Here is a 22,958-nt window from a genome sequence, read left to right as displayed (position 1 = left end):
GTCTCTGAGACCGGGGGCACAACGTGGTGCCCGTGCCTCCAACGAACGCGCAAACTCAGATCGGACGGCTCGGCGCCGTCACGGTACGCCTGGGGCTCTTCGGGCTGGTCGCGCTGGGCATCCTGGGCGCCGGCCTGGAGCTGGCCTTCGAACGCCACTGGCAGTCCTGGCAGCAGTTCGTCCCCTGGGTGGCGCTGCTGGCGCTCGGGGCCGCGCTGGTGCTGCTCGCCCTGGACGCCTCGCCCCTCACGCTCAAGGTCGTCCGCGGGATCGCGCTGGCGGTGCTGCTCGCCTCCGCCTACGGCGTGTACGCGCACATCTCGGCCAACCATGGCATGGGCGCCTTCGACCCGCGCTACGCCGACACCTGGCAGACCCTCTCGCCCCTCACCCAATGGTGGTACGCGCTGACCAAGTCCGTCGGCCCGGCCCCACCGCTCGCGCCCGGCATGCTCGCCCAGAGCGCGCTCCTGCTGCTGCTGACCACGCTGGCCCCCGCCAGGGCCAGGCAGGACGCCTGATCACACCCCGCAGGCGGCCCGCACGTCGGCGACCAGCCGTTCGGCGGCGGCCACCGTACGGGTGATCTCCTCCGGCGTGCCGCCGACGGAGGCGAGCAGCGCCTGGGCCCGCTCGCCGAACCCGGCGGGCGCCGAGGGCAGCCGGCCGGCGGCGGCGACCATGCCCTTCTCGTTGATCAGCCAGGCGCCGTCGGCTGCGTGCAGGGCGTGGCAGGCGACGCCGATCGCGCGGAACAGCGCCCCGGCGGCGTACACCGGGTCGCGCCCGGCGGCGCCGTACTCGGCGATCGTGAGCGAGAAGCCGGCCTCCCACAACCCCTGGACCAGCGCCTCGCGCAGCGCCGGCGGGTACGCGGCGGTCTCGGCGCGCAGGGCCGCCAGCTCGCCGGACGGGTCGGCCAGCACCTTGCACAGTGCCACCTCGCCCGCGTAGGCGTGGGAGTAGAAGCCCAGCGGGTGGCCCGGCTGGACGCCGATCTCGTAGCGTCCGGCGCGGCAGTCGTGCCAGACGCGGCGCACCCGGTCGAGGTCGCGGTAGATCCAGTCCACCCGCCACCCCTCGACGGTGAGCCAGCCGCCGCCGTCGACCCAAGGGCCCCAGCCGCCGGGCTCGGTCACCTCGGTCGGCTCGCCGGTCATCTCCTGGGCGAGGGCGCGCAGGTCGCCGACGGCGAGCGGCCCCCGGTAGTACAGGCCCAGATCGATGTCGGAGTCCGGCCGGTGCGTGCCGCGGGCCCGGCTGCCGCCGAGCGCGACCGCCACCACGCCGGGCACCTCGGCCAGCTTCGCCGCGATCTCCCGCAGCCGTTCGTCACGCATGCCGGTCCGCCATCCGTCCAACCTACCGAAGGCCCAAATCACATATTTCCGAACCACTCCGGCATTTTCCGCGTCACACTCAAGCACAGCCCGGTGTGTGATCCACGAGACTGGAGAGACCGAAGTGGCGTCAGGTCGCAAACTCGTAGCCATGGCCGTGATGACGGCCGCCGCGCTCACCACGGGAGGGGCCGTGGCCCGGGGCGAGGCCCGCCCGGCCGCCGCCGTCCAGGAGCCGGCCCCGGTGACCACCACCGCTCTGACCACCACCGCTCTGACCACCCCCGCTCGGACCACCCCCGCCGCCACAGCGGAGCCCGCCTGCATGCGGGTCAAGGGCGCCGAGGTCTGCGTGGGCCCGGACGGCAGCGACCGGCCCGGCATCTGGGTCGAGGACACCCGCAACGACAAGCTGCACGCCGCCGTCGAGTACCACCTGAACGAGTACCTGGGCACCAAGTACGTCATCCACAACCTGGGCGGCAAGGGCGAGATCCGCGGCAACCGCGAGATCGGCAGGACGGTCACGTTCCGGGCCGCCGTGTACGAGGGCAACCACCGCGTCCGGGTGGGCCGCTGGAAGACCGTCCGCAACCTCACCAAATACCCGGTCAAGCGCGACACCGGCGTCACCCCGGCCGCCGCGCGGGGCCGTTCGGAGCTGTGCTCGTACACCAAGGGCGGGGCGAGCGTGTGCTTCCACGAGCGCGACACGTACGTCTTCGCCTGCGACACCAGGGCCGACGAGTACCAGGCGCGCGCCGAGTACTTCGTGGCCGGCGACCCGACCGCCCGGTACGAGATCCACCAGCTCGCCGGCCTCAACACCTGCGGCAAGGCCGAGCACGGCGACCAGTCGATCAGCATGTTCCGCGCGTCGGTCTACAACGGCTCGCACCGGGTCGCGACGCGGCAGTACAAATACAACTAGTTTGCAAGCGCCCCCGCAAGCCGGTTGAAATCGGGCCAATGCACTGTGTGGTCATCCCAGAGAGGAAGGAACCCCTCGATGACCGCCTCCCGTACCGCCGCCGTCCTGACCGGTGTCGCCGCCGCAGCCCTGGTCGCGCTCGCCTCCTCCCCCGCCCAGGCCGCCTCGGCCGCTTCGTGGGGTCCCTACTACGCCCCTGGGCAGGCCGCCAAGGCCACCGGCTCGCTGAGCGCGACCGGCGAGGACCACGCCGACCTGCCGACCGCCGACGTGGTGCGGATCTCCGGCAAGCTCACCGACCGCACGCGCAAGGACTCCGCCTGCGGCTGGGCGGTCTTCCGCATCACCTACCGCGACGGGAGCAACCTGCCCAACAAGGAGCGCAGCATCCGTAACTGCTCCTCCACCTCCGTCAAGCGGTTCTCCTTCGAGTCCCACGACGTCTACCAGGTCGAGCTGAAGGTCTGCGCCGAGGGCAAGGGCTCCAAGCCGTCCCTGAACTGCCTGTACGCCGGCACCTGGAAGACCCTCTACCTGTCGAAGTGAGGCCCCCCGGCGGCGTCCCGCCCATCCACCGATCGGTGGATGGGCGGGACGCCGCTCCCGCGTGATGCTCGGATCATGACAGTCATCGAGATCGACGACCTGCGCAAGAGCTACCGGCACACCCGGGCCCTCGACGGCCTCTCCCTGACCGTGGAACGCGGCGAGATCTTCGGGCTCGCCGGGCCCAACGGCGCCGGGAAGACGACGGTCGTGGAGTGCGTGTCCGGGCTGCGGCGTCCCGACGGCGGCAGCGTACGCGTGCTGGGCCTGGACCCGCAGAGCGACCGGCGCGCGCTGCTCCAGCGCGTCGGCGCCCAGTTGCAGGAGGCCGCGCTCCCCGACGGCATCAAGGTCGGCGAGGCCCTGCGCCTCCACGCCTCCCTGTACGACCACCCGGCCGACTGGCGGGCCATCATGGACGAATGGGGCCTCACCGACAGGAAGGACGCCCGCTTCGGCGACCTGTCCGGCGGCTGGAAGCAGCGCCTGTTCATCGCGCTGGCCCTGGTCGGCGACCCCGAGCTGGTCCTGCTCGACGAGCTGACCACCGGCCTCGACCCCGACGCCCGCCGCACCACCTGGGGGCTGATCCGGGCCATGCGCGACCGCGGGATCACCGTCGTCCTGGTCACCCACTTCATGGACGAGGCCGAGGCGCTGTGCGACCGGATCGCCGTCGTCGACCGCGGCCGGGTCGTGGCCGAGGGCAGCCCGCGCGAGCTGATCGGCCGGGCGCGGGCCGCCTCCCTGGAGGACGCCTACTTCACGCTGACCGGGAGGGCCGGGGCATGAAGGGCTTCACGAGGGTCGTCGCCGTCGAGCTCAGGCTGGGGTTGCGCGACCCGATGTCGGCGTACTTCGCGCTGGGCTTCCCGCTGGTCATGCTCTGGGTCAAGCTGCGCGGCGGCGACCGGCCGCTGCCCGGTGGCGAGCGCCTGGTCGACGCCACCGTGCCGATGCTGACGGTCTTCGTCGTGGGGCTGGCCGCGCTGGTCGTCCTGCCGGCCACGCTGGCCCAGTACCGGGAGCGCCGGGTGCTCAGGCGGCTGCGGGCCACGCCCGCCACGCCGTTCATGCTGTGCGGCGCCCAGTGGGCCGCGCACATGCTGCTGGCGGTGCTCGGCAGCGTGCTGCTGGTCGTCCTGGGGGTGGCCGGCTACGGGCTGAGCGCGCCCGCGAGCCTGCCCGGCGTGCTGCTGGCCTGGTTGCTCGGCGCGCTCAGCCTCGGCGCGGTCGGGCTGCTCCTGGGCGCGCTGGCCCCCAGCGGGCGGGCGGCGACGGTGATCGGGCTCGCCCTGTTCTTCCCGATGGTGTTCCTGTCCGGCGCGGTGATCCCGCGCGAGACCATGTCGGGGTCGATGCGGGCGATCGGGGACCTGACCCCCATGGCGCCCGCCGTCCAGGCCATCCGCGACGGCTGGTCGGCCGGCGCGCTCCCGCCGCTCGCCCTCGGGATCATGGTGGCGGTCGGCGCCGTCGCGGGCGGCCTCGCGGTGAAGGCCCTGCGGTGGTGAGCCGGTGGGAGCGGGTCACCGCGGCCCTGCCGTACCTGCTGGTGCTGCTGCCCGCGTTGTTCTCGCTGCTGCGGACGTGGCGGGTCGAGGTGCTGGCCCTGGCGCTGTTCGCGGCGGCCTGGCACTGGTTCGTGGTGGCTCGCCGTCCCGGCCTGGCCGCGCGGGCGTGGGTGGTGGCCGGGTACTTCGTGGTGCTGCTGGCGGTGGTCGCGGCGCTGGTGCGGATCGACCCGGTCTTCACCGTGACCGGGGTGGGGATGTTCGTCCAGTGCTTCGCGCTGCTGCCGGGGTTGTGGGCGTACGCCGGGGTCGCGCTGACGGTCGGGACGCTGGTCGCCGCCCGTCCGCCGGCCGGTCGCAGCCCGGTCGAGCTGCTGGCCTCCTTCGTGGTCGGGGTGCTGGTCGCGTCCATGACCGGGCTGGTCTTCCAGACCGTCGCCGAGCAGAACGCGCAGCTGAAGGAGAAGAGCGCCAGGCTTGCCGCGCTCGCCGAGGAGAACGCCGACCTGCAGGCCCGGCTCCTGGTCCAGGCCCGCGAGGCGGGCGTGCTGGCCGAGCGGCAACGGCTGGCCAGGGAGATCCACGACACCGTGGCCCAAGGGCTGACCGGCATCCTCACCCAGTTGGAGGCCGCCGACGAAGCCGCTGACTGGGCCGCTGACGGGGCCGCCGACGGGGCCGCCGGAGCGATGCCCGCGGTGCGCGCGCGGCTGGCGACCGTACGGGAGCTGGCCAGGGAGAGCCTGACCGAGGCCCGCCGCTCGGTCCAGGCGCTGCGCCCGGCGCCGCTGGCGACGGCGGCGCAGCTCGGGACCGCCCTGTCGGACGTGGCGGCGGCCTGGTCCCGGGCCTGCGAAGTGCCGGTCACGGTGTCGGTCACGGGCGCGGCCCGGCCGCTGCACACCGAGGTGGAGAGCACGTTGCTGCGGGTGGCCCAGGAGGCGCTGGCCAACGTGGGCAGGCACGCGCGGGCCACCCGGGTGGGGATCACGCTGTCGTACATGGAGGACGTGGTGGCGCTCGACGTCCGCGACGACGGGTCCGGCTTCACCCCGGGCTCCGGCGGCGGCTCAGGCGGCGGGTTCGGGCTGGTGGCGATGCGGCAGCGGGTCACCCGCCTGGCCGGCAGCCTCGCCGTCGAGAGCGCCCCTGGCCAGGGCACCGGGATCTCCGCTACCGTTCCGGCCATCCCCGCCGACCCGGGAACGTGAGCCATGCCGGTACGCCTGATCGTCGTCGACGACCACCCCGTGGTCCGCGACGGGCTGCGCGGCATCTTCGAGACCGACGGCTTCGAGGTGGTCGGCGAGGCGGCCGACGGCGCCGAGGCGCTCGCGGTGGCCCTGCGCACCGCTCCCGACGTCGTGCTCCTCGACCTGCGCATGCCCGGGCCGAGCGGCGCCGAGCTCATCCGCCGGCTGCGCGAGCAGTGCCCCGGCACGCACGTGCTCGTGCTGACCACCTTCGGCGACGACGCCGACGTGGTGCCCGCGATCGAGCAGGGCGCCACCGGCTACCTGCTCAAGGACACGCCCCGCGCCGAGCTGCGCCGGGCCGTGCTGGCCGCGGCCCGCGGCGAGAGCGTGCTGTCGCCGGCCGTGGCCGGGGCGCTGACGCGGCACGCACACCCTCCGGAGCAGCGCGCGCTGAGCCCGCGGGAGCTCGAAGTGCTCGGCCTCGTCGCCCGCGGCGCGACCAACCGGGAGGTGGCCAGGAAGTTGTTCGTCACGGAGGCCACCGTGAAGACCCACCTGCTGCACGTGTTCGCCAAGCTGGAGGTCAAGGACCGGGCGGCGGCCGTCGCGGCGGCCTACGACCGGGGCCTGCTCAAGCCCGCCTGACCGGCCGTGACCCGCTCACAGCCCGCCTGACCGCCGTGAAAGTTTCAGCGCCGATTGACGTGCCGGACCCCACGTCGCATGATCATGCTTGCCTCCTGGTCAGGAGGGGGCGTCGAGCCATACCGCTACCCACGGCGAGGTACCCCGATGCCTGGCAAGATCCTGCCCAGGGCCGCGACCGCGGCCCTCCTGACCCTCACCACGCTGATCGCTCCCCCGGCGCGCGCCGACGACGTCACCCCCGTCACGGTGACCGTCAACGCCCGCGCCGCCCTGGCCACCGCCCCCGAGACCGGCATCGGTTCCAACCATGCGATCTGGGACGCGAACCTGGGCACCGACCAGACCGCCGACCTCCTCAAGGACGCCGGCGTCAAGCTGCTGCGCTACCCCGGCGGCTCCTACTCCGACATCTACCACTGGGCCGACCACACCGCCCCCGGCGGGTACGTCGCCCCGAACACCGACTTCGACACCTTCATGCGCGGCGCACGGCGTACCGGCGCGCAGGCCATGGTGACCGCCAACTACGGCACCGGCACCGCCGAGGAGGCCGCCGCCTGGGTCCGGCACGCCAACGTCACCAAGGGCTACGGCGTCAAGTACTGGGAGATCGGCAACGAGAACTACGGCAACGGCCACTACGGCAGCGCCTGGGAGGCCGACGACCACGCTGACAAGAGCCCGGCCGAGTACGCCCGCCACGTCGTCGCCTACGCCGACGCCATGAAGGCGGCCGACCCGACGATCAAGATCGGCGCGGTGCTGACCACCCCCGCGAACTGGCCCGACGCCATCACCGCCGAGGGCGACGACGGGAGCTGGAACAAGGTCGTCCTGTCCCTCGCCGGACCGAAGATCGACTTCGTGATCCTGCACTGGTACCCCGGCGCCCTGGACAGGGCCGGTCAGGTGCCCGACATGATCCGGCTCACCCGGCAGCAGCTCGCCGCGTACGCCGGGCCCGGCTCGGACCGGATCGGCATCGCGATGACCGAGTTCAACACCGGCTCCAGCAGCAACGGCACCAACACCCAGCCCGGCGCCCTGGCCGCCGCCGACGCCTACGCGAGCCTGCTGGCGAACGGCGTGTTCACCGTCGACTGGTGGAACGTGCACAACGGCATCGGCAACGTCACCGAGGTCGAGGGGCACACCGACTACGGCGACTTCGGCCTGCTGTCCAGCGGGGTCTGCAACTCCTCCGGGGTCTGCGAGCCGCCGCTGAACACGCCGTTCGCGCCGTACCACGCGTTGCGGATGGTCAGCGTGTTCGCCCGGGCCGGCGACCAGTTCGTCACGGCGGCGACCGACCAGCCGAAGGTCAGCGCGCACGCCGTCCGGCGGCCGAACGGCGACCTGGCGGTCATGCTGATCAACGCCTCGCCGGACACGTCGTACCCGGTCGCCGTGGACTACGCGGGCTTCACGCCGGCCGCGGGCGCGCCCACCGTGCTGACCCACGTCAACGGCGCCGACGCCATCACCACCGCGACCACCGGCACCGCCACCAGCCAGACGCTGCCGCCGCTGTCGCTGACCACCGTCGTCGTGCGTCCCGCCGCGCCTCAGGCCGGCCTTCCCGGCGCGCCCGGCCGTCCGACGGCCTCGAACGTCACCGACCGGGCCGCCACCCTCTCCTGGCCCGCCGCCGCCCCCGGCGCCCGCCCGATCGTCAAGTACGAGCTCCACCGCCAGAACGGCGCCGTCAGCGAGCAGCTCGGCGAGACCGCCGGCACCTCCTACACGGTGGGCAACCTCAAGCCCGGCACCACCTACACGGTCAACGTGATCGCCCGCGACAGCGGCGGCGGCGTCTCCTGGGCCTCACCGCCCGTGACCTTCACCACCGGCACCCCGGCGACCAGCTCCTGCACCGTGCGATTCACCGACCAGACCGACTGGGCCAGCGGCTACGTCGGCGCCGTCGAGATCACCAACAACGGCGCCCCGGTCAACGGCTGGACCCTGAGCTTCACCTGGCCGAGGCCCTGGCAGAGCCTCGGCAGCGGCTGGAGCGCCACCTGGACCCAGACGGGCTCGAACGTCAGGGCCGTCAGCGAGCCCGGCAACGCCTCCCTGGCCACGGGCGCCTCGACCACGATCGGGTTCGTCGGCAACTACGCCGGCCCGAACCTCCTGCCCACCGTCTTCACCCTCAACGGAACCGTCTGCACCACCCGGCAGTGACCCGCCTCCCGCCCCGGCGTGCGGGTCCTCACCACAACACCCAGGGGCTCTCCGCGCCGCCGCCGAACGCCGCCGTCCCCGTCCGGCGCCAGCGCTGCCGCACGTCGTGCTTGGCGTGGACGGCCGGCGCCGTGGTGGTGAACGGCCCGCAGGTGGCCACCTCGCCGTCGTTCCGCGGGGACACCCCGGAGCAGGTGAAGGGCTGGGAGACGTTGCGGTCCGCGTCGGTGTCGTAGAGCTGGACGTGCACGTCCGAGCGGACCGAGCTCGCGCCCCGGATGCGTCCCATCAGGTAGAAGACGTCGCCCACCATGGCCATGCAGGGCGACATCTCCACGCCGGAACCGTCGCCCGCGGTGATCCACGAGCGGCATCTCCAGTTCGGCTGGGAGCTGCGCGGCGGGGCGCCGTCACCGTCCGTCCCGGGGTCCACGGTGTGCGGGGCCTCCGTCTTCCTGCCGGTCGGCGTCCGGCGAGGGTCGGCGGTACGGTTCGCCGTGGGGTCCGTCGTCGCGCCCGGCGCGCGTTCCTGGACGGTCGCGCCCGGCGTGCGGACCGGCCCCTTCGGCGTCTTCCTGGCCGACGACTTGAGTGGTTCGTCCTCGGTGCCGGACGTCTCCTCGTCCGCCTCCGACGGGACAGGCGTCTGCTTCTCCGTCCCGGACTCGGCAGGCGTCGCCGTGCCGGCCACCTCGGCCGCCTTGGACACCGACAGCCCGGACGCGTCGTTCGCGGCCCCCGCACCCGGCGTCCGCCATGGGGCCATGGCGGCCACGGCCACCGCGGTCAGCGCCACCGCCGTCGTGGTGCTCGCGATGACGACCAGCCGTCGGCGGGACCGTCCGGACGGCCGCCCGGACGCCGTACCCGCCTGCGCGGCGGCACCCCGCCCCGCGGACGGAACCATGCCGACCCGAGCCGCGCCCCGCCCCGCGGACGGAACCGTGCCGTCCCCGCCGGCGACGCCCGAGACCGCCCCGGCCCCTGGGCCATCCCCAAAGGGCGGAGCAGCAGCCCGAACAGGCTCACCGCCTGGCCCAGCGTCGCCGGCCGGCGACGACCCAGGCGCCGGCCCCACGAGCGGCCCAGCCACCGACCCCGGCACCGGCCCCGCGAGCTGTCCAGGCACCGTCCCCGGCACCGGCGGCCCCGGGAGCGGCTCTGACGTCGCGGACGGGGCCTCGGCCCTGCCGACCCGCGGCAAGGCGGCCAGCCCCGCCACCGCCGGCGCCGCCTCCCGCAGCGCCACCGCCACCTGCCCGGCCGCCGGACGCGCCGCGGGATCCTTCGCCGTGCAGGCCGCGATCAACGACCACAGGGCGTCGGGCATCCCGGGCAACCGCCGCGGCATGGCCATCGCGTGCTGCCGGAGCAGGGCCATCGGATGCTCGCCCACGAACGGCGGACGCCCGGCCAGCAGCTCGTAGAGGATCAGCCCGGCCGCATAGACGTCCACCGCCGGCGTGGGGGCGCCGCCGTCGGCCACCTCGGGCGACAGGTACGTGGGCGTGCCGATGATCGAGGTGGTCTGCGTCAGCCCCGGCCCGAGGACGATCCGGGCGACCCCGAAGTCCGTCAGCCGCACCTGCCCCGAGGGCCCGTCGATCAGGACGTTCCCCGGCTTGACGTCCCGGTGGACGACGCCCGTCGCGTGCGCCGCCGCCAGCGCCTCGGCGACCTGGGCCATGAGCTCGGCTGCCATGGCCGGCGGCAGCGTGCCGTGCTGCTGGAGCAGGCCGCGCAGATCGCCGCCCTCGACGAGGTCCATCACGAGCGCGAGCCGCTCCCCCTCGATGACGAAGTCGCGCATCGTGACGATGTGGGGATGACGGAGGGTGCGCAGCACATTGCGTTCCTGCACGAACCGCAGCACCAGGTCCTGGTCGCCGGCGAGGTTGCTGCGCAACAGCTTGACCGCCACGATCTCGCCGGTCTCCCGGTGGCGTGCCCGCCAGACGGTCCCCATCGCCCCGGCGCCGATCTCGTCGAGCAGCACGTACCGGCTGCCGAGGAACGCCTCGGCCCCACCCTCGTCCATCGCCCGCCTTCCCCCGCACAATGGGGATCACAATAGTCAGGATGATCGAGACAAAAAAGATCAGCGCCGTTTCACACCTGAGCCGTGAGCAGGGCGTCCGCGAGGCTCGTGCGGGCGTAGAACACCGTGCGGCCCGCCCGGTGAGTGCTGGTCAGCCCGGCGGCCCGCAGCGCGGTGAGGTGCTGCGACACCCCCGCCGCGGACATCCCCGACCGCTCGGCGAGCTCGGTGGTCGAGGCCGGCGAGTCGAGTTCGGCCAGGATCAACGCCCGGGACCGGCCGATCACGGCGGCGAGCGCGTCCATGGGCGCATGCCTCCGCGACTCCCACAACGCGCCGATGCCACGCGCCGGGTAGGCGAGCTGAGGCGGCTCGGACGCGACGGACCGCGTCAGCACCCGCGGCCACGCGAAGACCGACGGCACGAGCAGCAGCCCCGCACCGGTCTCGATCCTGGTGATCGCGCAGTGCCGCTGTGCCAGCTGGAGGCCGCCGCTGTCCCAGCGCACGGTGTGGTGGAGCTGGTCGAGCGTGCGCGCGGTGCCGTGCTCGGCCACCTGGCGGCCCCGGTGGAAGACGTCCGCGTCCAGCACCGACCGGATGCGCGCCCAGTAGGGCGCGATCGCGAGCTGCCAGTAGGTCTCGATCTCCGCGACGACCTTGGGCAGGTACGCCCGGGGGTCGCGGTGCAGGTTCCGCAGCCGGGGCGGCAACCGGCCGTCCCGCTCGGCGGACACCAGGTCGAGGTCGCGCCGTACCTGCTCGGGATCGGTGGCCTCGATGGCCGCCAGTTCGTCGGGCAGCTCGTGGGACGCCGTGGTCGGATTGAGGAAGTCCGGGAAATGGCCGACGGGCGCCACCATGTCGGCCAGCCAGCCGCGATCGAGCCCCGCCGCCGCGATCCGGGGACGCACCTGCTCGGCCCAGCCACGATGAGGATCGGGCAACGTGGCCGCGGCCAGCGCCCGGCAACTCGTGACGACCTCCCACATGGCCGAGACGGCGAACCGGGTCTCGGCCAGGTCGTTCACCGAAAAGGCCAGCCGCGCCTTCATGCCGCCTCCCGTGCGTCCACGATTCGGTCAGAGCTTAATCAATGGACGCCTACCTCGCCGCCCGGCAACATCCCGGACCAGGCACCCACCGAGCCATGGTGCCGGACTCCGAACACCCCGAAGGCGGTCACGCACATGTCTGTGGACAACCTCCCCTCCACCGATGCGACGACGACGAAAAAGGCTGATCTGTTCAGAAAGCTGAACGCCGGCTCCGTACTGATCCTCCCCAACGCCTGGGACGCCGCCAGCGCCGCCGTGATCGCCGCAGCCGGCGCCACGGCCATCGCCACGACCAGCGGCGGCGTCTCCTGGTCCCTCGGCCGCGGCGACGGCCAGCACCTCACCCGCGACGAGACGCTGCACGCCGCCCGGCGCATCGTGAACACCGTCGACCTCCCCGTGACGGTCGACATCGAGGGCGGCTACGGCCCCGCCCCCGAGGACGTCGCGCACACCGTCCGAGCCGTGGCCGGAGCCGGCGCGGTGGGCGTCAACCTGGAGGACTCCCAGGCCGTCGGCGGCCCGCTGTTCGACCTCGCCGACCAGACCGCCAGACTGCACGCGGCCCGCGAGGCGGCGGCCGCGGCGGGCCTCCCCGGGCTCTTCGTCAACGCCCGCACCGACGTCTTCCTCTTCGCCGTCGGCCCCTCCGCCGGCCGCCTGGACGAAGTGCTCAAGCGCACGGCGGCGTACGCCGAGGCCGGCGCCGACGGCATCTTCGTCCCCGGCCTCCTCGACCTCGACGCGCTGGCCACCCTGTGCGCCGAGTCCCCCCTGCCGGTCAACGCGATGGCCGTCGCCGGCGGCCCCACCATCGCCGAGCTCACCGAGGCCGGCGTACGCCGGATCAGCCTGGGCACCGCGCTCGCCCAGACCGCCTACACCGCCGCCCGCAGAGCCGCCGAAGAACTCCTCACCACCGGCACCTTCGAGACCCTGACCGACTCCCTGGACTTCACCGAACTCAACACCCTCTTCCACCCCTGACCCGCCCCGCACGACGACCCCAGCCCCGGAAGCGCAGTGGTGAGCGATCCGTAGATCATCCAGCCGGAGCGTCGCCCGCCTCGTGAGCCGGGTCCCTCGCACGGATCCTGGGATCTGCCCTGCGTGAGGCTCACGCTCACCTCAGCAGGACACTCGCATCGCGCTCCGCGAAGATCGTCTGAACGGCGTCGAAAGCGGCCGGATCCGAAGCCCCTCCAGCCAGAGAGAATTCTTCAGGCGGTACCGACTGGCCCACTCCAGGCAGTCACGTAACCGCCGAGTACGAGCCCTTCTCCATCGATCCGCAGGAACTTCGGCTGACTGATATCCACGGACTTGATCCTCGCGCATGCATCCATGACGTTGCTGTCACTGTTGCTGTCCGAGAAAAACAAAAAGCCCCGAACGATGATTCGTTCGAGGCTTTTTTGCTGTTCAAAGCTGGTGGTCAGGGGCAGGGTCGAACTGCCGACCTTCCGCTTTTCAGGCGGACGCTCGTACCAACTGAGCTACCTGACCCAGAGCGGTCCTGACGGGACTTGAACCCGCGACCTCCACCTTGACAGGGTGGCGAGCACTCCAAACTGCTCTACAGGACCTTGCTTTTCTTGCGTTTCTTTCTGTTTGCGCTTGCTTAGCTTACCAGCTCTCCGGTGGCCTTTCGACCAGCCGGTTCGCGGTGCGCCAAACACTCGCAAGTGCCCCCAACGGGATTCGAACCCGTGCCGCCGCCTTGAAAGGGCGGTGTCCTAGGCCGCTAGACGATGGGGGCTCAGGATTCCCTGTCGCCTTCCGTCGGAGACCTCTGAAGCATAGGGGACGATTGCCCTTGATGCCAAAGTGGCTGACCGGCGGTCGGTGACGCGGTGCCAGTGACCGTTCCCGTTGGAGACGGGGCGTTCGTTGGCTCCGGAGAAATCATACGTTGTGGGTCGGCCTCCACGTGACGCTGGATGTACACCGACTGCTCCCCCAGGCCGCCCAGCGTGATGTCGTCCCAGGCACGCAGGCGGCGTGTCTCCCGGTCGAAGTACAGGACCGAGGCCTGTACGGGCGTGGGCTGGGCGTGTTCGAGCGCCCGCAGGCCGGCGCCGCCGGTCGAGCCCTGGACGAGCATGCGGGAGCCGGACGGCAGCATGGACGTCGAACGGTCATGCGTGTGACCGGCCAGGATCATGGGCGTGGCCCCGCTGAAACCGCGGCCGACGACGGGGTCGTGGACGGCCACCAGGTCCGCCCCGTCCACCTTGGGCCGGTGAGAGCGGGCGAATTGCTGGAGGGCGTCCGGGTCGGAGTCGACGGCCACCGATTTGTCGGGGGTGAACCGGGGGTCGCCCAGGCCGTAGATGCGCAGGCCGGCGACCTTCTCCACCCTGTCGTCCAGGACCACGGCGTTCTTCTGCCTCTCGACCGCCCGCTGGGTGATCATCGAGTCGTGGTTGCCGCGTACGTACACGTACGGCACGCCGAGGCGGCTGATCTCGTCGACGAACTTGTTCTCCGGTTTGGTCCCGTGGTCCGAGATGTCGCCGGTGTCGATGATCATGTCGACGGCGAACTGGTCCTTGAGCGAGCGGATGACGTTCCAGGCGATGGGGTTGATGTGGATGTCCGAGACGTGCAGGACCCGGATGGAGTTGGGGTCGGCGTCGTAGAGCGGCAGGGTCGAGACGGTGTCGTACAGCTTCGAGACGTTCGTGACGAGCTTGGTGAGCTGCGACCGGTACGACTCGAACTTCGTCACGATCGACTCCGCGCTGCCCACCAGCGACGGCGCCGCGGCGACCAGACCGGAGTAGCGCGGCTCCACGAGCGAGCTGGGACGGAACGTGAGGGCGGCCAGCGCCCCGGTGGCCGCCAGACCCACCGAGGCCGCCAGAAGCCCCACCAGAGCCGTCCTGGGGCGTCTGTAGACCATCAGGACGGCGATCAGGGCCCCCGCCCCGGCACAGAGCATGCTGCGGACCGCCAGGGCGCGCACGCCGTCCAGGAGGTCGCTCTCGATGAGGCCGGGCAGGCGGTCGGCGAGTTTGGGGTCCTCGATGAGCGCCTTGGCGCGCTCCTGGTCGATGTTCTCCAGGGTGATGCGGAGCCTGAGCGGGGCGTCGTGGGTTCGGAAGGTCAGTGTGCCGAGAGGGCTGGCGTCGACGACCGTCTCGCCGTTCCAGGCGGGTCTGAGCGACATGCCCGTCTCGACCGGGCCGACCTGGGCGTGCACGGTGCCGCTCAGGAAGATGCCCAGCCAGGCGCCGGCGGCGGCCACCAGGACCACCGCCACGGCCCTCGTTGCACGTGACCGAATGACTGCTTTCGACCTGTCAACGAACTTCATACAGTTTCTTGCATACCTGACCGACAGGGCAGAATGGCATGCGTGATCGACGTTTCGCGGGAGAAGTTCGAGGAACTCGTGGCCGAGGCTTTGGACACGATCCCCGCCGAGCTCACCCGCGTCATGAGCAACGTCGTCGTCACGGTCGTCGATGATCCGCCAGAGCCCCACCTGCTCGGCCTGTACACCGGTGTCCCCCTCACGGAGCGCGGCGACTGGTACTCAGGTGTCCTGCCCGACCGGATCGAGATCTACCGCAATCCCATATGTCAGATATGCAAGACAGAAGAGGAAGTCGTTAACGAGGTGCGCATCACCGTTGTCCATGAGGTGGGACACCATTTCGGGATCAGTGATGACAGACTTCACGAACTGGGCTGGTGACCCTTTGCAGCCCGTTGACTTCTTTGGGTTGCGCCTTGCCTCATGATCGGGCACCTTAGGTCACATAGCGAACACGGTGAGTCAGGCGCAGCGGAGTCCAATGGGGGCCATGCAGGCAGGTAGGCCGCCGGGACGGCATCGCCGTGCCGAGACAGACCAGGCCACCTACGGCGAAGTCATCGCCATCCGGGAGTTCCGGGCACTCTGGTACGGCCAGGGCCTCTCCCTCCTCGGTGACCAGCTCGCCCAGGTCGCGCTCGCCGTCCTCGTCTACTCCCGCACCGGGTCGCCCCTGGCCACCGCGGCCGTCTACGCGCTGACGTACCTTCCGTCGATAGTCGGGGGGCCGCTGCTGGCAGGGCTGGCCGACCGGTTCGCGCGCCGGGGCGTCATGATGACCTGCGACGTCGTCCGGGCGGTGCTGGTCGGCGTGATGGCGCTGCCGGTGATGCCGTTCTGGGCGTTGTGCGTGCTGGTGTTCTTCGTGGTGCTGCTCAGCGCCCCGTTCTCGGCGGCGCGCGCGGCGCTGCTGCCCGAGGTGCTCGAAGGCGACCGGTACGTCGTCGGCTCGGCGTTGCAGAACATGACGAACCAGGCCGTACAGATGCTGGGTTTCGCCGCGGGCGGAGCGATGATCGCCACCCTGGGCCCCTACCGGGCGCTCGCGCTCGACGCGGCCACGTTCCTCGCCTCGGCCCTGATCCTGGTCTCCGGGGTGCGCCCGCGGCCGGCCGCCCGCCAGGACGGCGCGAAGCCGTCCATGTGGGCGATGACCAGGGCGGGAGCCCGGCTCGTCTTCGGCTCGCGCAGGTTGCGGACGCTCGTGCTGTTCGCGTGGTTGTGCGGCTTCTACATTCTTCCCGAGGGCATCGCCGCGCCCTATGCCGCCGAACTCGCCACGGGGTCGTTGCCGGTGCCCGTGATCACCGGTCTGCTGATGGCCGCGATGCCGACGGGCACGGTGGTGGGCGCGTTCCTGTTCAGCAGGTTCGTGACGCCGGCGCGGCGGCTGCGGCTGATGGGGTGGATGGCCATGCTGAGCTGCGCGCCCCTGGCCGTGACGGCGCTCCGGCCGCCGCTCGCGGTGGTGCTGGCCGCGTGGGTTCTGTCGGGGATCGGTGGGGCGTACCAGCTCGCGGCGAACGCGGCCTTCGTCCAGAACGTGCCGCCGGAGCGGCGCGGCCAGGCGTTCGGGCTGGTGCAGTCGGGGTTGATGGCCGTGCAGGGGATCGGGATCCTGGTCGGCGGGTTCGCGGCGGAGAGACTCGGTCCTGAGCTGGTGGTCGCGCTCTCCGGCATCACCGGAGTGATCGCGGCGGCCGTGCTCGCCCTGCTGTGGACCGAGTCCCGGGACGACCGTGATGCCCAGGAGCTGCCCGCCCAGGCGCCGGCCTGATCACTGCTGCGGCTTGTGCTCGCCGGTCCAGTCGGCGGCGTTGCGCTGCTGCTGCTGCTTGCTGATCAGGTCCTGGACGATCGAGGTGTCCCGCTCCTCGTCCGGCAGCAGGAGCCAGCCGATCGCGTACAGGCCGACGCCGGCCCCGCCGAACAGGGTGGCGATGGCGAGACCGACCCTGATCAGGTTCGCGTCGATGCCGACGTACTCACCGATGCCCGAGCAGACGCCCGCGATCATCCGGCCCTTGTTGGTGCGACGGAGCTTCTTGACGTTGTGCTCGCTGTATTCGTTCATGTCTCAAGACTGCCCCTGGGGCCGGTGTTAGCACATCAGGATTGTCCCTGGTAGAACCCTGGTAACCCCTTACGCGAGGAGAGGACCCGCCATGGACGATCTGCTGCGCCTCGACGACCGCCTCAACGGCGACCAGCGGCTGATCCGCGACACGGTCAGGTCATTCGTCTCCGACCGCGTCCTTCCGCACGTGGGCGACTGGTTCGAGGAGGCCGTCTTCCCGGCGCGCGAGCTCGCGCCGGAGCTCGGCTCGCTCGGCCTGCTGGGCATGCACCTGGAGGGGTACGGGTGCGCCGGCACCGACGCCACCTCCTACGGCGTGGCCTGCCGCGAGCTGGAGGCGGGCGACTCGGGCCTGCGCTCGTTCGTGTCGGTGCAGGGCTCGCTGGCGATGTTCCCCATCTGGCGGTACGGCTCCGAGGAGCAGAAGGAGGAATGGCTCCCGCGCATGGCGGCCGGCACGGCGATCGGCTGCTTCGGCCTGACCGAGCCCGACCACGGCTCCGACCCCGCCAACATGCGCACGTACGCCAAGCGGGACGGCTCCGACTGGGTGCTCAACGGCTCCAAGATGTGGATCACCAACGGCTCGATCGCCGACGTCGCCGTGGTGTGGGCGCAGACGGACGAGGGCGTCCGCGGCTTCGTCGTCCCCACCTCCACGCCGGGGTTCTCCGCCCCTGAGATCCACAAGAAGCTGTCACTCAGGGCCTCGGTCACCTCGTCCCTGTACTTCGACGACGTCCGTCTGCCCGCCTCCGCCGTGCTGCCCGGCGTCACCGGCCTCAAGGGCCCGCTGTCGTGCCTGTCCGAGGCCCGCTTCGGCATCCTGTGGGGGGTCGTCGGGGCCGCCCGCGCCTGCCTGGAGTCGGCGGTCGACTACGCCAAGACCCGCGTCCAGTTCGACAAGCCGATCGGCGCGTTCCAGCTCACCCAGGAGAAACTGGCCTGGATGTACGTCGGCGCCGCCCAGGCCCAGCTCACGGCCCTGCACCTGGGCGCACTGAAGGACGAGGGACGCCTGGAGCCCCGGCAGATCAGCTTCGGCAAGCTGGCCAACGTACGGGCCGCCCTGGACATCGCCCGGCAGGCCCGTTCCGTCCTGGGGGGAAACGGGATCACCCTGGAGTACCCTGTGATCAGGCACATGAACAATCTGGAGTCTGTGCTGACGTACGAGGGGACCCAGGAGATTCACACGCTGGTGCTGGGGGAGGCCCTGACGGGGTTGCCCGCTTACCGGTGATGGAGGCGTCGCGGGCGGGGCGGTAATCTCTGTACCCTTGCTCGTGCGAGGGGCGTTAGCTCAATTGGCAGAGCTGCGGACTTTTAATCCGTAGGTTCCGGGTTCGAGCCCCGGGCGCCCTACCTCGAAGACCTGGGCGGACTCTCCGATCTCCATGATCTGGAAGCCCGCCCGGTTGCATTTCGAGTTGCAGTTATCCCCAAAGTGCTCGGCCCATGCGGGCTGCGGCTTCGGTCGAGAGTGTCGCCGTGATGTGGGTATAGCGCTTCGTCGTGGTCAGTTGTGAGTGGCCGAGGATTTCCTGAACGACGCTGATGTCCACGCCTTGCTCGATGAGAAGCGTTGCGGCGGTGTGGCGAGCGTCGTGGACTCGGGCGTCCTTCTCGACTTCGGCCAGGCGCAGGAGTTCTTTCCATTCGTCCCAGTCCTGGCCGGCGTCGATGGGGCGTCCGTCCGGATGGCACCAGACGAGGTCATAGTCCTGCCACCGCTCCCCCGCTGCTTCCTTTTCGGCCTGTTGGGCCTTCTGGTGGAGCTTGAGGAGCGGGATCAGCGGAGGCGGGATCATGACGGTTCGCTTGCTCTTGCCCTTGGGCTTCACGAAGATCCAGCCGCCGACGCGCTCAGGGCATGAGGGCGCATGCTTGGCACAGTTGGGTTCGCAGTACTTCCGTCCCTCCTTGTCGCACACGTGCTTGCGTCCGGAGGTGCGCTTGGCCTTGGGGCAGTCCTTCGGGCACGGGTAGCGGTGAAGTCGTTTCCCGCAGGCGTGCGGGTCCTTGCAGCCGTGGCGGTACCGCTGGTGCTTGATCTGCCAGAAGACTCGGATGACGCCTCGCTTGAGGTCCACGTACTTCCACCGAAGGCCCAGCGCCTCACATTGCCGAAGACCGAGAGCGAGCGCCACGGACCAACGGGTGCCGTTCCTCTGACTGCTGGCCACGTCGAGGACGTCGCGGGCCTCGTCAGCGTCGAGGGGATCGATCTCCACGTCCTCGGCGGTCGGGGCGTCGATCAGGGTGCAGACGTTGCGGGTGACCTTCTCACGCCGTACCGCGATTTTCAGAGCTCGGGAAAGGATCCGGTGGACCTGCACGATGGTGTTCTGGGCGAGGCCCTGCTGCGCGAGGTAGGCGTAGAAGGCGTCCAGGTGCTCTGGGCGGAGCCGGTCGAGGCGGTGGGCCCCGAGGCGCGGGATGATCCAGTGTTCGGCCTTGGGCCGATAGGTGCTCTCCAGGGTGCGATCGCTGACCTTGAGGGGCGCGATCTCGTCGAGGTACGTGCGCATCCACTCGGCGACTGTGGGCGCGAGCCCCGGCTTGTCTGACTTGCCGGAGTCCCGCGTGCCCTCCAGCTCGCGGACTTTCTTGGTCACTTCGGTCTCGCTGTCGCCGACTCGATGGCGGCGATCGGGCGTGCCGTCGTCCTTGATGCCCATCGTCACGTAGCCGTGCCACTTGCCGTCCTTGCCCAGGAAGATCGAGGAGCGGCCATTGGGCTTGCGCGCCATCACACCGCCTCCAGGTCACGAGCGAAGTCGAGCAGGGCGGCAGCAGGGATCAGGCGGTATCCGTCGCGCTTGATCGATCGAAGCTCGCCGGTCTTGATGAGCCGGAAAACCGCCGTACGACTCATACCCAGAACCGTGGCCGCGTCGTTCGGCCGGTAGAAGAGTCGTTCCATCACGCTGCCCTCCCTTCGGTTGCCGAAAGATCTTGTGCTCTGGCTTCCAGCTCTCTGAGATGGGCTCGCCAGCGTTGACGTTCGTGGACGGATCGGAGGAGCCGAACGGCGAGGGGCGGCACGTTGGCGTCTCCGGCCGGAACGGGGCGCCAGACGTAGCGGTGTGGGTCGGTGGGTTCGTCGGCTTGGCCGAGGGCTTCCAGGACCCAGGTGCGGCGGTCCTGCTTGTGTTCGGCGAGGGTTTTGTTGGACCACTTGCGGGAGACCAGGACGCGGCGTCCGGCGTAGCCGAGGTGTTCGGGCTTGTGCGCCTTGGAGCGGCACCGGCCGGGCACCATCCCCGCCTTGGCGTTCTTGGGCTGGACGCCGTAGCGCAGCCAGTTCGGGCAGGTCGGCGAGCAGGGTTCGTAGCGCAGGGCATCGACCATGCGGGCGGCGTGCTCGCGCTGGGCCTGGCCGCCGTCGAGGCTGTCGCCGATGGACTTGGTCAGGTACTTGGACAGGTAGCGGATGCACTGGTCGGCGTCCGGGGTGCCGGCGAGCACGCCTTGCACGTCCACCTGGTCGCCGAAGCGGATGACGTGGAGGGGGTCGGCGTCGTCGTCGAGTGCGTCGAGGGCTTCGTCCCAGGTGGGCAGGACCTCGCCGGTAGTTGGGTCGAGGTAGCCGGTGCCGTCTTCCCAGACCGGTAGGTGGTCGCCGTCGAAGATGACTTCGTCGGCCTGTGGCCACCAGACCTGGTGGTAGGTGGCGGTGGCTATCTGCTTGATCTCGGCGCGTGGGAGCGTTCCGCGGATGGCCATGTGCAGGTGCGGGGCGAGCCGCTTCTGAGGCTCGACCGAGGCGAAGTACTGCACGTCGTAGCCTGCGACGCGGCGAAGGTTCTGGACGAAGCGGTCGATCAGCTTGGAGAAGTGCAGGGCGTCTCGTGCGGCGCGGCGGTAGTCGTAGGGTGTCGGGGTCGATGGGTGCGCCGTCGCGGACCTTGCCGTACGAGGGCAAGGTGAGCGTGACGAACAGGGACGGGCGGTAGGTCTTGCCGTCCGGGGCTTGGAAGGTGCGTCCGAGAGTGGTGTTGGTCATCTTGCGCTGGGGCAGGTCGGGCGCGTCCTGGCGGCGTCTGGTGGAGCGGGAGCGCTTGGTGGTCGTACGGCCGAGGATGTTGCCGCGCATTCCTGCGGCCTTGATCTCCTCGTCGAGGCCGGTGATGATCGCGTCGAGTTCGGTGGTGTCGTGGCCGGCCTTTTCGGCGGCGTCGCGCTGGGCTTGGTAGTCGGCGCGGAACTCCACCAGCCAGCGCTGTTCCTCGTTCGGGTCGTCGGGTGTGATGATGGGTTCGGTCTCCAGGTGCCAGCCCTCGCGGCATTGGGCCTTGCGGAGCTGCTTGTTGCGCTTGGCGCAGGGCGGGCACTTGCTGTCGAGGGTGGCCCCGCACGGTACGTCGATGATCTCGGACTTGCCGGTGACGGTGTCGAGGCGCTTGAGCGGGATGGGGCGGATACAGACGCCGTGTTGCTTGGCGACTTCTATGAGTACGTCGCGTGCCATCGGCATGGCCTGGCGGATGGTTCGGGGGAGTGCGCGGTGGTGCGCAGGGGTCATGCGGTCCTCCCTTCGTCGGGGTCGGTGACGATGAGCGCGGTCTGGCCGCACTCGGTGCACTCGGCCAGGGCGCGGACCAGGTCGAGCCAGAGAACGTTCAGGGTGAGGCAGGAGGAGCAGCGAAGGTCGTCAAGGAGGTGAGTGTGCGTCATGCGGCCTGCCGGTAGTAGGCGACCATGTCGCGGATGTCGGTGTCGGAGACGTAGGCGGCGCGGACCCGGATCGGTTCGGGTGAGGTCTCCAGCCGCATGTACGCGACGCCAGCGCCGAGCTCGGGTATCGGTGAGATTCGGTCGGCGAGTGCGCCCCGGTCGCGTGCGCCGTCGCCGAGGACCATGTCCACCTGTTCGGATTCGTCCAGGCGGAGGGCGATCTTGTCTGGGAAGAGGTTGCGGATGTTCATGACTTCCTTGCGTGGGTCTTGGAGGGCGGCCATGACGCCGACGCCGACCGAGCGGCCTTGGGTCGCCAGCGTGGCCAGAGCAGCGGAGATGCGCTGCCGGAGGTGCTTGTCGGGCTGGTAGGCGGTCAGGAACGCGACCTCGTCGACGAGCACCAGGACGAATGGGTCCTCGACGGTCGGGACGTGGGAGCGCTGGAGACCGGCGAAGCGGGACGCGCGCTTCTGGATGACGCTGACGACCTCGTCCAGCAGGTCGGCGCAGTCGGACGGGTCGGCGGCGTACCGGCCTTGGAACAGCTCTCGGCCGTAGGACAGCTCCATCAGTTTGGGGTCGAGCGCCCAGACTTCGGCCAGGCCCGCCCGCATCGCGGGGAGCAGGCCGCGGATGGTGTCCCACAGGAAGGAGCCCTTGCCGGCCCCGGTCGCGCCCGCGACAAGGACGTGGGTTCCGTGGACCTTGAGTCGGAGCGGCCGGCCGTCCTCCTGCTTGCCGATCTCGACCGGCCCGACCGATGGTTCGTCCGGGATGGGAAGGGCGGGCATGGGCGCGGCCAGTGGATCGCTGCGCGGGAACGTCAGGAGCAGTCGGCCGCCCTTGACGAGCGCGACCCGGCACGAGGTGGTGCCGAAGCCATGGGCGAGGTTGTCGGTGCGGTCGGACCAGTCCTTGACCGCCTGACCGGAGAGCATCCCGACGATGACGCGGTCGGCCCAGCCGTCGCAGGTGACGCGCAGCAGACGTGGCATGTAGACGCGACCGTTGACGCGCCTGGCCAGGCCGGAGACGTCCATGACCGGCTGCCAGTGTCGGCGGTAGATCGACATCAGCCGCCACCAGGCCAGCAGGCGGAAGCCGACGAGGCGGGAGAAGGAGTCGGGCTCGGTGAAGGCCCAGGAGAGCAGGGACAGGACGACGAAGCCGAGCATGGATGCCGTGGCGGGCCAGCCGTACCAGTACCAGACGAGCCCCAAGGTGACCGGTACAGCGACGGCGACCGGGTGCCGCCACGTCGTGCGGACGAGGGCGGACAGGAAGCGCCAGATGTAGACGAGGAAGGTGACGATGGCGGGTGTCTTGAGTACGGCCGGTCGGAAGACGACGGCCGTGTCGGGCGTGGTGGAGACGAGGTTGCGCGCCTCGTCGCCAGGCAGCCGCTTGAACATAAGCTG

Annotated in this window: 21 protein-coding genes, 4 tRNA genes and 1 pseudogene; 13 read left to right on the top strand and 13 right to left on the bottom strand. The window is 70.7% G+C overall.

Annotation, left to right across the window (positions count from 1 at the left end; all coding sequences use genetic code 11):
* Positions 1-32: 32 nt before the first annotated feature.
* The gene (locus tag AB0J71_RS36460; protein ID WP_352320436.1) at positions 33-521 is read left to right on the top strand and encodes a hypothetical protein; all 489 of its coding nucleotides are present in this window, start codon (positions 33-35) and stop codon (positions 519-521) included.
* Here the strand turns inward: AB0J71_RS36460 and AB0J71_RS36455 are convergent, their stop codons facing one another.
* On the bottom strand, positions 522-1,340 hold the full coding sequence (locus AB0J71_RS36455; protein WP_364418495.1) for a nucleotidyltransferase domain-containing protein: 819 nt from the start codon (positions 1,338-1,340) through the stop codon (positions 522-524).
* Between the two features lie 151 nt (positions 1,341-1,491).
* Here AB0J71_RS36455 and AB0J71_RS36450 point away from each other — a divergent pair, with 151 nt between their 5' ends.
* The 7 genes from AB0J71_RS36450 (at position 1,492) to AB0J71_RS36420 (ending at position 8,362) form a co-directional block, all read left to right on the top strand.
* The gene (locus AB0J71_RS36450) at positions 1,492-2,271 is read left to right on the top strand and encodes a hypothetical protein (protein WP_364418493.1); all 780 of its coding nucleotides are present in this window, start codon (positions 1,492-1,494) and stop codon (positions 2,269-2,271) included.
* Positions 2,272-2,349: 78 nt separating this feature from the next.
* Positions 2,350-2,817 (top strand): hypothetical protein, encoded by a 468-nt coding sequence (locus AB0J71_RS36445; RefSeq protein ID WP_352320430.1) that lies wholly within the window; start codon positions 2,350-2,352, stop codon positions 2,815-2,817.
* Positions 2,818-2,892: 75 nt separating this feature from the next.
* On the top strand, positions 2,893-3,609 hold the full coding sequence (locus AB0J71_RS36440) for an ABC transporter ATP-binding protein (RefSeq protein WP_364418491.1): 717 nt from the start codon (positions 2,893-2,895) through the stop codon (positions 3,607-3,609).
* On the top strand, positions 3,606-4,331 hold the full coding sequence (locus tag AB0J71_RS36435; RefSeq protein ID WP_352324498.1) for an ABC transporter permease: 726 nt from the start codon (positions 3,606-3,608) through the stop codon (positions 4,329-4,331). Before AB0J71_RS36440 ends, AB0J71_RS36435 begins: the two co-directional genes overlap by 4 nt.
* Positions 4,328-5,542, top strand: coding sequence for a sensor histidine kinase (locus tag AB0J71_RS36430; protein ID WP_352324500.1), 1,215 nt, complete (start codon positions 4,328-4,330; stop codon positions 5,540-5,542). Before AB0J71_RS36435 ends, AB0J71_RS36430 begins: the two co-directional genes overlap by 4 nt.
* A gap of 3 nt (positions 5,543-5,545) precedes the next feature.
* A complete protein-coding gene (locus AB0J71_RS36425) occupies positions 5,546-6,172 on the top strand; it encodes a response regulator transcription factor (protein ID WP_352324501.1) in 627 nt (208 codons plus the stop codon).
* A 147-nt stretch (positions 6,173-6,319) separates the two neighbouring features.
* Positions 6,320-8,362, top strand: a complete 2,043-nt coding sequence (locus AB0J71_RS36420; protein ID WP_364418489.1) for a cellulose binding domain-containing protein — start codon at positions 6,320-6,322, stop codon at positions 8,360-8,362.
* Between the two features lie 28 nt (positions 8,363-8,390).
* Here AB0J71_RS36420 and AB0J71_RS36415 read toward each other — a convergent pair whose 3' ends face one another.
* On the bottom strand, positions 8,391-10,400 hold the full coding sequence (locus tag AB0J71_RS36415; protein WP_364418487.1) for a protein kinase: 2,010 nt from the start codon (positions 10,398-10,400) through the stop codon (positions 8,391-8,393).
* Positions 10,401-10,471: 71 nt separating this feature from the next.
* Positions 10,472-11,455, bottom strand: a complete 984-nt coding sequence (locus AB0J71_RS36410) for a DUF5937 family protein (RefSeq protein WP_352324504.1) — start codon at positions 11,453-11,455, stop codon at positions 10,472-10,474.
* A gap of 135 nt (positions 11,456-11,590) precedes the next feature.
* Here AB0J71_RS36410 and AB0J71_RS36405 point away from each other — a divergent pair, with 135 nt between their 5' ends.
* On the top strand, positions 11,591-12,445 hold the full coding sequence (locus tag AB0J71_RS36405) for an isocitrate lyase/phosphoenolpyruvate mutase family protein (protein WP_352324505.1): 855 nt from the start codon (positions 11,591-11,593) through the stop codon (positions 12,443-12,445).
* A 442-nt stretch (positions 12,446-12,887) separates the two neighbouring features.
* On the opposite strand, the gene AB0J71_RS36400 is transcribed toward AB0J71_RS36405, so the two are convergent.
* From AB0J71_RS36400 to AB0J71_RS36385, 4 genes are all read right to left on the bottom strand, one after another.
* Positions 12,888-12,964: transfer RNA gene (locus tag AB0J71_RS36400), tRNA-Phe, on the bottom strand.
* Between the two features lie 5 nt (positions 12,965-12,969).
* Positions 12,970-13,044 (bottom strand) — tRNA-Asp (locus tag AB0J71_RS36395).
* Between the two features lie 100 nt (positions 13,045-13,144).
* Positions 13,145-13,217, bottom strand: a tRNA-Glu gene (locus tag AB0J71_RS36390).
* Positions 13,218-14,723: a metallophosphoesterase gene (locus AB0J71_RS36385; RefSeq protein WP_352324506.1), complete on the bottom strand. Its 1,506-nt coding sequence runs from the start codon at positions 14,721-14,723 to the stop codon at positions 13,218-13,220.
* Between the two features lie 96 nt (positions 14,724-14,819).
* On the opposite strand from AB0J71_RS36385, the gene AB0J71_RS36380 reads away from it, so the two are divergent.
* Together AB0J71_RS36380 and AB0J71_RS36375 are read left to right on the top strand one after the other, a co-directional pair.
* Positions 14,820-15,161 carry a metallopeptidase family protein gene (locus AB0J71_RS36380; RefSeq protein ID WP_352324507.1) on the top strand — a complete coding sequence of 114 codons (342 nt, stop codon included), beginning with the start codon at positions 14,820-14,822 and terminating at the stop codon, positions 15,159-15,161.
* Positions 15,162-15,270: 109 nt separating this feature from the next.
* A complete protein-coding gene (locus AB0J71_RS36375; protein ID WP_352324509.1) occupies positions 15,271-16,557 on the top strand; it encodes an MFS transporter in 1,287 nt (428 codons plus the stop codon).
* On the opposite strand, the gene AB0J71_RS36370 is transcribed toward AB0J71_RS36375, so the two are convergent.
* Positions 16,558-16,854 (bottom strand): PspC domain-containing protein, encoded by a 297-nt coding sequence (locus AB0J71_RS36370; protein WP_352324510.1) that lies wholly within the window; start codon positions 16,852-16,854, stop codon positions 16,558-16,560.
* 91 nt (positions 16,855-16,945) lie between these two features.
* On the opposite strand from AB0J71_RS36370, the gene AB0J71_RS36365 reads away from it, so the two are divergent.
* Together AB0J71_RS36365 and AB0J71_RS36360 are read left to right on the top strand one after the other, a co-directional pair.
* A complete protein-coding gene (locus AB0J71_RS36365; RefSeq protein ID WP_352324511.1) occupies positions 16,946-18,100 on the top strand; it encodes an acyl-CoA dehydrogenase family protein in 1,155 nt (384 codons plus the stop codon).
* Between the two features lie 49 nt (positions 18,101-18,149).
* Positions 18,150-18,222, top strand: a tRNA-Lys gene (locus tag AB0J71_RS36360).
* A gap of 71 nt (positions 18,223-18,293) precedes the next feature.
* On the opposite strand, the gene AB0J71_RS36355 is transcribed toward AB0J71_RS36360, so the two are convergent.
* The 5 genes and pseudogenes from AB0J71_RS36355 to AB0J71_RS36335 all read right to left on the bottom strand — a co-directional run bounded on the left by AB0J71_RS36355 (position 18,294) and on the right by AB0J71_RS36335 (position 22,952).
* Positions 18,294-19,610: a tyrosine-type recombinase/integrase gene (locus tag AB0J71_RS36355; RefSeq protein ID WP_364418485.1), complete on the bottom strand. Its 1,317-nt coding sequence runs from the start codon at positions 19,608-19,610 to the stop codon at positions 18,294-18,296.
* A complete protein-coding gene (locus AB0J71_RS36350) occupies positions 19,610-19,783 on the bottom strand; it encodes a helix-turn-helix domain-containing protein (protein WP_364418483.1) in 174 nt (57 codons plus the stop codon). The genes AB0J71_RS36355 and AB0J71_RS36350 overlap by 1 nt, the downstream gene beginning before the upstream one ends.
* A pseudogene (locus AB0J71_RS36345) lies at positions 19,783-21,331 on the bottom strand (replication initiator). The gene AB0J71_RS36350 and the pseudogene AB0J71_RS36345 overlap by 1 nt, the downstream one beginning before the upstream one ends.
* Positions 21,332-21,381: 50 nt before the next feature.
* Entirely contained in the window at positions 21,382-21,537 is a 156-nt protein-coding gene (locus AB0J71_RS36340) for a hypothetical protein (RefSeq protein ID WP_364418481.1), read from the bottom strand.
* Positions 21,534-22,952, bottom strand: a complete 1,419-nt coding sequence (locus tag AB0J71_RS36335; RefSeq protein ID WP_364418479.1) for an FtsK/SpoIIIE domain-containing protein — start codon at positions 22,950-22,952, stop codon at positions 21,534-21,536. The genes AB0J71_RS36340 and AB0J71_RS36335 overlap by 4 nt, the downstream gene beginning before the upstream one ends.
* Positions 22,953-22,958: the final 6 nt, after the last annotated feature.

This window comes from Nonomuraea sp. NPDC049637 (genome assembly GCF_040675235.1).
Lineage (GTDB): Bacteria > Actinomycetota > Actinomycetes > Streptosporangiales > Streptosporangiaceae > Nonomuraea.
This window is presented reverse-complemented; position numbering and strand designations above follow the sequence as displayed.